The following is a 1,126-nucleotide window of genomic DNA, read 5'->3' as shown; positions in this document are numbered from 1 at the left end:
GGCGTGGTCAGGGCGCGCAGGCCGGCAAAACTGTCGGCGTTCGCCAGCCCCGCGCCCACCAGTTCCTGCAACGCGGTTTCCAGTTCGCTGCGCAGCAGATGGGCTTCGTGGATCAATTCATCGAAAAACAGCGCGCCGTTTTCCCGCAGCGCCTGATGAACTTTCTGTGCCTTGGGCGACAGCTCGGTGCTGTCCGGCGCTTCGGTCAGTCCACTCCACAATGGCACCTGGCTGCGGGGCAGCAGCACCACTGGCGTGCTGCGCAGGGCCGTCGCGCCGGTCTTGTTGCTCAGGCGCGTCCAGACCACTTTGCCGCTGCGGCACAAATCGTCCAGCCAGTGGGGCGCGTAATCCTTGATTCGTGCGCTGAGCAAATCGCTGTCCCAGGCCGAAGTGGCTGCGGCGTACCCTTCCAACTGCGCGACGATCTGCGGCAACACGGCGCTGCCCTGGCCGCGGGTACCGTTCGACAGGTGCTGCCAATCGAACAGAAAACGCATGAAATCCTGCAACGCCACCGGCTCGATTTCCCGGCGCAGGCGCTTGACCGTGTAGCGGTGAATGCGCGCCAGCAGGTGGCGTTCGCACCATTGTTCGGCGCTGGCGCCGGGGCTGAAACGGCCGCGCAGCACGTAGCCTTCGCTCTCCAGCCGCGCGAGTGCCTGTGATACGTCGGCCACCGGCAAGGCCAGGGGCGCGGCGATCTCGATCAGCGTCAATGGGCCGAAGCCGCTCAGGCGCGCCCGCAGCACTTCCACCAAGGCTTCATCGAAGGTCCAGGGCTCATCGAAACCGGGCAACAGCGGCAGGTCATTCGGGTAGATCGCCGTCAAACAGCTCAAGCGCTCCAGAGCGACCCAAACGGCCTGGCCGGTACCGATCTGCAATCGGCTGGCGCGCCCACCGTCGGCCAGGGCTTGCAGCCATTCGGCCCACTGCGCCGTGACCTCGGATTCGGCAATGCACGCCAAACTCATCAGCGCTTCATGCATCTCGTCCAGGCCATTGGGCGCCGGCCAGGCTTCCTCGCACACACCGGCAATCGCTTCGGCATCCAGCGCACCAAGGTCATCGGTGCTTTGCGGATCGCTCCAGCGCCGGTTGAGCACGGCCTGGGTGCGGCGCT

Annotated in this window: 1 pseudogene; it reads right to left on the bottom strand. The window is 65.7% G+C overall.

Features of this window, described 5'->3' with window-relative positions:
- Positions 1-1,126 (bottom strand): annotated as a pseudogene (locus HX846_RS38075) (ATP-dependent DNA helicase); the annotation flags it as partial.

Origin of the sequence: Pseudomonas sp. K5002, assembly GCF_013386655.1 — a bacterium.
GTDB lineage: Bacteria > Pseudomonadota > Gammaproteobacteria > Pseudomonadales > Pseudomonadaceae > Aquipseudomonas.
Note: the sequence above shows the minus strand (reverse complement) of the source record. Positions and strands in the feature narration are given on the sequence as shown.